Annotated in this window: 10 protein-coding genes; 7 read left to right on the forward strand and 3 right to left on the reverse strand. The window is 31.1% G+C overall.

Features of this window, described 5'->3' with window-relative positions:
• Positions 1-23: 23 nt before the first annotated feature.
• Positions 24-962 carry a GTP 3',8-cyclase MoaA gene (gene moaA, locus F555_RS0103435; RefSeq protein WP_018153822.1) on the reverse strand — a complete coding sequence of 313 codons (939 nt, stop codon included), beginning with the start codon at positions 960-962 and terminating at the stop codon, positions 24-26.
• Positions 963-1,112: 150 nt separating this feature from the next.
• Positions 1,113-1,802: a peptidylprolyl isomerase gene (locus F555_RS0103440; protein ID WP_018153823.1), complete on the reverse strand. Its 690-nt coding sequence runs from the start codon at positions 1,800-1,802 to the stop codon at positions 1,113-1,115.
• 185 nt (positions 1,803-1,987) lie between these two features.
• On the opposite strand from F555_RS0103440, the gene F555_RS0103445 reads away from it, so the two are divergent.
• Positions 1,988-2,692, forward strand: coding sequence for a molybdenum cofactor guanylyltransferase (locus F555_RS0103445; RefSeq protein ID WP_018153824.1), 705 nt, complete (start codon positions 1,988-1,990; stop codon positions 2,690-2,692).
• A 369-nt stretch (positions 2,693-3,061) separates the two neighbouring features.
• On the opposite strand, the gene F555_RS0103450 is transcribed toward F555_RS0103445, so the two are convergent.
• Positions 3,062-3,874, reverse strand: coding sequence for an MBL fold metallo-hydrolase (locus F555_RS0103450; RefSeq protein ID WP_018153825.1), 813 nt, complete (start codon positions 3,872-3,874; stop codon positions 3,062-3,064).
• A 146-nt stretch (positions 3,875-4,020) separates the two neighbouring features.
• Here F555_RS0103450 and F555_RS08985 point away from each other — a divergent pair, with 146 nt between their 5' ends.
• The 6 genes from F555_RS08985 to gatC all read left to right on the forward strand — a co-directional run bounded on the left by F555_RS08985 (position 4,021) and on the right by gatC (position 7,582).
• Positions 4,021-4,779, forward strand: coding sequence for an anaerobic ribonucleoside-triphosphate reductase activating protein (locus tag F555_RS08985; RefSeq protein ID WP_018153826.1), 759 nt, complete (start codon positions 4,021-4,023; stop codon positions 4,777-4,779).
• A gap of 1 nt (position 4,780) precedes the next feature.
• Positions 4,781-5,533 (forward strand): 6-hydroxymethylpterin diphosphokinase MptE-like protein, encoded by a 753-nt coding sequence (locus F555_RS0103460; RefSeq protein ID WP_018153827.1) that lies wholly within the window; start codon positions 4,781-4,783, stop codon positions 5,531-5,533.
• A 100-nt stretch (positions 5,534-5,633) separates the two neighbouring features.
• Positions 5,634-5,924: a chorismate mutase gene (locus tag F555_RS0103465; RefSeq protein ID WP_018153828.1), complete on the forward strand. Its 291-nt coding sequence runs from the start codon at positions 5,634-5,636 to the stop codon at positions 5,922-5,924.
• 254 nt (positions 5,925-6,178) lie between these two features.
• On the forward strand, positions 6,179-6,370 hold the full coding sequence (locus F555_RS0103470) for a 30S ribosomal protein S17e (RefSeq protein WP_018153829.1): 192 nt from the start codon (positions 6,179-6,181) through the stop codon (positions 6,368-6,370).
• Positions 6,371-6,386: 16 nt separating this feature from the next.
• On the forward strand, positions 6,387-7,256 hold the full coding sequence (gene dapA / locus F555_RS0103475) for a 4-hydroxy-tetrahydrodipicolinate synthase (RefSeq protein WP_018153830.1): 870 nt from the start codon (positions 6,387-6,389) through the stop codon (positions 7,254-7,256).
• Positions 7,257-7,342: 86 nt separating this feature from the next.
• Positions 7,343-7,582 carry an Asp-tRNA(Asn) amidotransferase subunit GatC gene (gatC, locus tag F555_RS0103480; protein WP_018153831.1) on the forward strand — a complete coding sequence of 80 codons (240 nt, stop codon included), beginning with the start codon at positions 7,343-7,345 and terminating at the stop codon, positions 7,580-7,582.
• The last annotated feature ends 152 nt before the right edge of the window (positions 7,583-7,734 follow it).

Below are 7,734 nucleotides of genomic sequence, written 5' to 3' on the forward strand. Positions count from 1 at the left end.
TAGAGTTATCAAAAGATAGTGAATTATGATTTAAAGTATGGTTCTCGCTTATTAATGCATTTAGCAAAATACTTTTTAATATCCTCTCCATTTCTCAATGGGGTTAAAACATCAACTAAATTATTGTCCCTAAGTAAACAAGGTTTTAAAAATCCATCGTAAGTTAGTCTAATTCTGGTACAGTGGCTACAAAATTCTGTATTATCCACCGGCCTTACAAATTCAATTTCCAAATTATCGACAATATATTTTTTTCTGTTTTGCATGAATTTTCTTGTTATTATTTTATCAGCTTTATCGCTTATCATTTTTTCTATTGGCTGGATGTCAACATAATACTGTTTTAACTCCTCATCTGTGGGTATAAATTCTATAATCTGTAAAATAGCCCCAATATCCCTGCAATAGTTCATTATTTCGTCCAAATGATTAATATTAATACTCATTGCCAAATAATTTACTTTTAATGGTGTTAGTCCAACTTCAATGGCTTTTTCTATTCCTTTTTTTGTTCTCTCGATATTCGTTTCATAGGTTTTGGTTTTGTAATCATTTACTTCGTGGAGACTTCCGCAGGTGATTTTTGTATACAACTCTGGGTCTAAGGTATCTAAACTAACATTAACCCTATTTAATCCAGCGTTTTTTAATCCCTCAGCATATTTTTCCAATAGCATCCCATTTGTAGTTAATGAAATATCTTTTATTCTTTCATCCTTAATGTTTTCAACTATTTGCACTATATCCTTCCTTAAAAGTGGCTCCCCTCCGGAAATCTTTATTTTCCTTACGCCAAAATCCAAAGAAGTCCTTGTAATTTCCCCAATTTCTTCAGGAGTCATTAATATTTTATTGCCATTTGAATTATGCCCCTCCCTATGGCAATAAAAACATTTCAAGTTGCATTCAGGGGTTACCGAAATCCTTAAGGATCTTATTTCCCGATCAAATCTATCTTTCATTATATCCCTTGTAAATTATTAAAGATATAAAATAACAGAAACACGTGGCTATAATATACACAATACACTATTACATATATATTATATGTTAATTAATTATGTTGTAAATTTTTATAAATTATATTAGTTAAAAAATAAAAAATTTATAATTTATTCTTTTTTCCCTTCTTTTTTCTTTAAGAATGTATCTACAAATGAAACTTTTTCAATATCCAATCTTTTCATGATTTCGTTAGCTATGCCCATTTTGATCATTTGGAGGTTGTTCATGAATACGGTATTTTCAGGGAGTGTTATTGTAGCTGTGTTTTTTGTGAGTTTTATTTTTAATTCTTCGGAGTTTATTTTTGGGATGTACATTTTTATTAATTCTTCGACTATTTTTTCAGGTTCTTCAACCACTTCTTCTATTTTTATTTTGTAGTTAACTGTTTTTCCAGCTAATTCATGGTTGAAGTCAACTAAAACTCTTCCTCCGTTGATACTGGCTACTTTACCAACTTTTCCATCGATGTTCATAGATAATCCAACTACTGGTCTTACATTGTGTTTTTGGAATTCTTTCATAGGTACGATTTTTACTTTTGATGGATCTCTTTTACCGAATGCTTTTTCTGGAGGTAATTCAAGTTCTCTCTCTTCCCCAACTTCCATCTCCAATAGTGCCTCATCTAATCCTGGAATAAGCATACCTTCCCCAGCTGCAACTGTGACTGTATCGTAAACCATTACTGGATTGTAAATTCCTTCTTTTTTAGCCAACTCTTCACTTGTTGTGTCAAATAATTTTCCATCAGCATAACCTTCGTATGATATTTTTACCAGTTTCCCTTTTTCCATGGTATTCACCTTGTATATATTTTATTTGATTCTATCTATTTGATAAAACCCTTAAGGTTTTATAACTTATCTTCGTTTTTATATTATTCTTAAGTGTTCGGATAAACCTGTACAACAACTATAAATAAAAGACATATATAAATTTTGTTAAAATCCTGTAATGATCTACTAATTGGAGGATATTGATGATTTCAGCTATTATCCTATCGGGCGGGAAAGCAAAGAGAATGGGTGGAGAAAAATCTTTTAGAAAATATAATGAAAAATTTTTAGTGGAAAATATAGCTGATGTTCTCGTCGAGATGAAAATCCCATTTATAACTGTTTTTAAAAATCTGAAATTAATAAATGGGCCGGAAAATTATAAAAAATCTCACTCATTAACTAAAACCATAGATACGGAAATAGCAAATCAGCTCTATTTTTTTAGAAAATACCGCCAAACAATAACATGGGACATTTTAAGTGATAAAGGACCACTGGTGGGTATCTTATCTGGGATGAGGGTTTCGAGCTCAGAATGGATTTTAGTACTTCCCTGTGACATGCCTTTTGTAACTAAAGACTCAATAAATAAACTAATAAATTTTATTCCCAATGCAAAATTAAAAAAATGCAATTGTATAGTCCCAAGACATGAAAATGGTAATTTAGAGCCTCTTTTTTCAATATATCATAAATCCTCAATTAAAGTACTTGAAGAGCTCGCTAGAAAAATAAAAGAAAATGAAGGTAATGTGAAAAAAGAGAAAAAAGAAAAATATTCCTCAATAAGAAAATTGATAGATAATTTAAAACCCCTTTACGTTGATGCAAATGAGATAGATCCTACCAAAAAGACTTTTATAAACGTCAATACATTGGATGACTTAAAATTATTAAATGGCTAAACGAGTATTTTATTAATTATCTCATTAATGGTCATTTATAGTCCTTTCCTTCTATAGTGGTGTGCATTACTTAATTAACTAATAAATACAGGTAAATTTTATTCCAAGCCTTTTAGAAAATCGAAGCAAATCTTCGATTTGCTGACTCACAAAAATTCGAAGAATTTTTGTCGAGAGGTTTGGATTGAACAAAAATCACGAAGTGATTTTTGTAGCTCATCTCGCTTCGCTCGATGATTCCAAAATCGGATACCTACTCAACTTCGTTGAGTAGGTATATATAGATTGGCAAATCCTACGAAAACCATCCTTTATAAATGGGTTGAAAATGAGTAGTTAGCTTAAAATTGCACACCACCATAATTATAATTAGAACTCAAAAACACTTCCAACATGCCCTTGAATAAAATTATCCAAACTGCTTAGTTCTTTTAAGGCTTTAAATCCCGTACAGTGTAATGGAATTATAAATTCTAAATCCTGATTTTCCAAATACTCTTTAACTGTTTTGATGTATGAATCAGAAGAGTTAACTAAATGAAGACCGCCGATAACTCCTCTGATTTTATCTACCTTTTTTATCTTTTTTGCATACTCAATTACGTTTATTATACCACTGTGGGAGCATCCTGTAATAACTACGCCATCCACAATTAAGAACATGTCGTCATTTACAATATCGTTTTTAAATGTCCCATTTTCCAACTTGTAGAATTCTTCAGTTTCATAGTATTGGTTTCTTTTAACACATCCAGAGACAATGATATTTTTAGATATATTATAAGGTTTTTCAATTAATTCTATCTTAGGATATTTTTTCAAAAAATCTTTAATTTCATTTTTAATTCCAATATACTTATTTTTAGTACGGTCATATCTATCAACGAAGGCATCGGGATGCATAATAATCGGAATATCGATATTTATATTCGCATTTCCATAGTTGTTCGTTTCTATAAAATAAGAAAATCCATCGGTGTGATCGTAGTGCCCATGACTTAGAACTATGGCGTTAAAATCGTCTTTTTCTTCCATAATTTCCAAATTTTTCTTTAAAATTAATGGGTTTTGACCTGTATCAAACAGTATTTTTAAATCTTCAGTTTTTACAATTAGAGAAAGCCCGTGTTGGGCAAAATATTTTTTCCATGCTAAATTATCAATAATAACTTTTACTTCCATCCAACCACCACAACACTAAAACACCATTATGCAGTACCTTATAACAACATGCCGACAACAATATGTAAAATGATATATACACTTATTTATAATCGGATATAAATATTACACATATGTGCATTATGGAATTATCTTAAGGTGAAATAGTGAAAGTTTCAGGTATTGTAGAGCTCTCAACAATAGATTATCCAAAAAAGTGTTCTGCAGTAGTTTTTTTGTCAGGATGCAATATGAAGTGTGGATACTGTTATAATTACAAACACATAACTGAAAGATCCTATGAGATGAGTGCGGAAGAAGTCTTTAAAAACATGGATTTGATGTTTGCAGAAGCATTAGTTATAAGTGGGGGAGAACCTACCCTACAGCCAGAAGGTGTAAAAGAGCTCTGTAAACTGGCAAAAGAAAAAGGATTTCCTGTTAAGATAGATACAAACGGGACAAATGTTGATGTCATTAGGGATTTGGTTGAAAATAAATTGGTGGATTATGTGGCAGTTGATGTTAAATGTCGCTTTGATAAATATAAGGAACTAACAGGGATTGATGGAGAGACAATAAAAGAAAATATTTTAAAAATAATAAATATTTGTAAAGAAAACAACGTTTTTATTGAGTGCAGGACTACATTTATCCCAACCATAATGGATAAAGAAGATATAGAAGAAATAGCCAGTACGATTAAAGATTGCGATATGTACGCCATCCAGCAGTTTGATAACGAACATGCCTATTGTGAAGAATTCAAAAAGATAAAAACTTCTACAACAGAGGAACTCCTTGAACTTGGAAAGATTGCAAAAAATTATATTGATAACGTCGTTGTAAGGACTTTGGATGGGGAGTTTAGAATTAACAATGATTTAATGGATAATAACAAAAATAATATTAAAAATAGGAGATAATATGGATCTAAAAACATGGGGGAGTTACTATAATAAAATAATGGAAGATTTTGGATTTGATAAGGAGAAAGACTTTGAAAGTGCAGTAATTTTAAACGAAATAATAGAAAATACAAAAAATAATATTTCATTAGATGGGGTCAAAAATATCATCGAAGGAAAGGAAGTTTATATTTTTGGTGCAGGACCTTCTTTAAAAAATCATGTTAAAATTGTAAAAGAAATAATTAAAACTAAAGCTAAAACTAAAGAAATGGATTTAGAGGACAATTATATTATAATCTCGGCGGATGGTGCTACAAAGGCACTTTTAGAGGAAGGTTTAATCCCAGATATAATCGTTTCAGATTTAGATGGTGACATGAGCTCTATTTTTGAAAGTAATGATAAAGGTTCTATTGTGGTTGTTCATGCCCATGGAGATAATATTGATAAAATACAAAAGTATGCCGGCAAATTAAAGAATATTGTTGGTAGCACCCAAGTCCCAAAAGAATTTGATTACCTCATAAACTATGGCGGCTTTACAGATGGTGACAGATGCTGTTTTTTAGCAGAAGAATTTGGTGCAAAAAAAATAATCCTTTGTGGGATGGATTTTGGGATTTATACAACCAAATACTCTAGACCAAATCTAAAAAACGACGTTGAAGTTGCAGATGATATCAAAGTAAAAAAACTCAAATACGCTGAAAAATTTGTTAATTGGTTAAAGGAACATGGAAAATGTGGTATTGCATATATTGACCAATAATAATCCGCACATATTTCAAAAGACCATAGTTAAATTTAAATAATATAGTTATATTAATACACTTTTGAATTTCTTAAATTGCCCATATATTGGAGATAAAATGTCTGATACAAAAATTCGACTTGAGGTCATTAGAAATAGAATTAACGAAATAGATGAACAGATAATAGAACTAATGGCTGAAAGAACTCATTTTGCAAAAGAGATAGCTTTATTAAAGAAGGCATTGGACATGCCGATATATGATAATAAACGAGAACAAGAAATTTACGAAAAAACACGTAAACTGTGTGAGAAATACGATTTTGACCACAATGTGGCTTTACAAATAATGGATATTTTAATCAAACACAACAAAGAATTACAGATGAAGGAATTTAATAAACTCTAACGACAATTATAAATAATAAATAAATGATAATGTATCAGGTTATATATATTGTGAAAATCTATGTTATAAATAAAACCTTCGGGTTTTAAACACAGGGTTTTAAATCCCTTCACTATATTTGGATTGAACTAATTCCTACAACCTAAGGTTGTGGTGGATGTAACTTTCCACTTCGCTCATATTGGAGTTGAAACGAATATATAATATTGTTAAGAACAACTAATCTATAACTACTTACCATTAGAGGTGATACATTGGGAAGAATTAGACAAACATTTATAAAAAGAACTGGAGACGAGCTCTTTGAGAGATTTAGTGATAAATTCACAACAGACTTCGAAACAAACAAAAAAGCTGTTGAAGAAGTTGCATTTATTTCAACAAAAACGTTGAGAAACAGAATTGCAGGGTATATAACCTCAAAAGTTAAAAAAATGAGTGCCTAAGAGGGATGTGATTTATATGCAAGGAGTTTTTCCTGCAATTATTACTCCTTTTAAAGATGGGGAAGTAGATTATCAAGGTTTGGAAGAAAATATAAACTTTTTAATTGATAATGGTGTTAGTGGTATAGTTTCAGTTGGAACTACCGGTGAATCTCCAACTTTAACTTATGAGGAACATAAAAAAGTAATAGAAAAATCTATAGAAGTAGCAGATGGGAAAATAAAAGTAATTGCAGGAGCAGGTTCAAACTCTACAGTAGAAGCTGTGGAATTTTCACAGCATGCAGAAGATGTTGGAGCTGATGGTGTACTTTTAATAACCCCTTACTACAACAAACCTACTCAAGAGGGTTTAAAAAGGCATTTTGGAGAAATTGCAGGCGCTATAAACGTTCCTATAGTATTGTACAATGTGCCTTCAAGAACTGCAGTAAACCTTGAACCAGAAACTATAAAGTACTTATATGAAGAATACAGTAATGTAACAGCAGTTAAGGAAGCCAATCCTAATTTATCGCAGGTTTCAGAAATATCTGAATTGTGTGATATTCAAATACTATCCGGAAACGATGAGTTAACCCTTCCAATAGTATCTCTTGGGGGTTGCGGCGTAGTGAGTGTTATAGCAAACATCGTTCCAAAGGAAATGGTTCAAATGGTCAACTATGCACTTGAGGGAAAATTTGATAAGGCTAAGGAAATACACTATAAGTTGTTCCCTCTAATGAAGTTGATGTTTGTTGAAACCAATCCTATACCCATAAAAACAGCAATGAACTTATTAAACATGCCTGCTGGGGAATTGAGATTACCTCTCTGCGACATGTCTGAAGAAAACAAGTTAAAGTTAAAAAAGACTTTAATGGATCTTAATTTATTAAAATAAGTCTGTCTCAAATACGTCAATTATATATTTTAGTTTTGAGATGGTTTTAGTGATTATTTAATTATATTTTCTCTTTAAGTGATAAGATGGTAGATGTCGAAAAAATACAAAAGCAGGCTGAAGAAATTGTTGACAAGTTTTCAAAAGTTCTTGAAAGCTTTGATTTGGGTGATGAAGAAGAATATTATATCCTTGAAACCAAAAACGTTTTAAGGGATGATGACGAACCATCTATAGATCCTTCATTCAGAGATAATGCTTTAAATATTGCTCCAAAAACAAAAGAAGGCTATATCGTTGTTGAAAAAAGTAAATGGAGCCAATAAATGTTAGGTTCCAACAATTGAGTTTTGAACTTTGGATGCAACCTATCGACGAAACCGAAGGTTTCGTGAGTCTTAACGAAAACCTTTCAGGTTTTCGTAAGTCAGCGAATTTTTTGAAATTCGCTTCGACTCGACAAAAATTCAAAGAATTT

Origin of the sequence: Methanothermococcus thermolithotrophicus DSM 2095 (assembly GCF_000376965.1) — an archaeon.
Classification (GTDB): Archaea; AGJL01; Methanococci; order Methanococcales; family Methanococcaceae; genus Methanothermococcus; species Methanothermococcus thermolithotrophicus.

What these genes read in the sequence shown, in the direction of transcription:
- moaA (WP_018153822.1), bottom strand. Translation starts at nt 962, where the DNA reads ATGAAAGATAGATTTGATCGGGAAATAAGATCCTTAAGGATTTCGGTA.
- F555_RS0103440 (WP_018153823.1), bottom strand. Translation starts at nt 1,802, where the DNA reads ATGGAAAAAGGGAAACTGGTAAAAATATCATACGAAGGTTATGCTGAT.
- F555_RS0103445 (WP_018153824.1), top strand. Translation starts at nt 1,988, where the DNA reads ATGATTTCAGCTATTATCCTATCGGGCGGGAAAGCAAAGAGAATGGGT.
- F555_RS0103450 (WP_018153825.1), bottom strand. Translation starts at nt 3,874, where the DNA reads ATGGAAGTAAAAGTTATTATTGATAATTTAGCATGGAAAAAATATTTT.
- F555_RS0103460 (WP_018153827.1), top strand. Translation starts at nt 4,781, where the DNA reads ATGGATCTAAAAACATGGGGGAGTTACTATAATAAAATAATGGAAGAT.
- F555_RS0103465 (WP_018153828.1), top strand. Translation starts at nt 5,634, where the DNA reads ATGTCTGATACAAAAATTCGACTTGAGGTCATTAGAAATAGAATTAAC.
- dapA (WP_018153830.1), top strand. Translation starts at nt 6,387, where the DNA reads ATGCAAGGAGTTTTTCCTGCAATTATTACTCCTTTTAAAGATGGGGAA.
- gatC (WP_018153831.1), top strand. Translation starts at nt 7,343, where the DNA reads ATGGTAGATGTCGAAAAAATACAAAAGCAGGCTGAAGAAATTGTTGAC.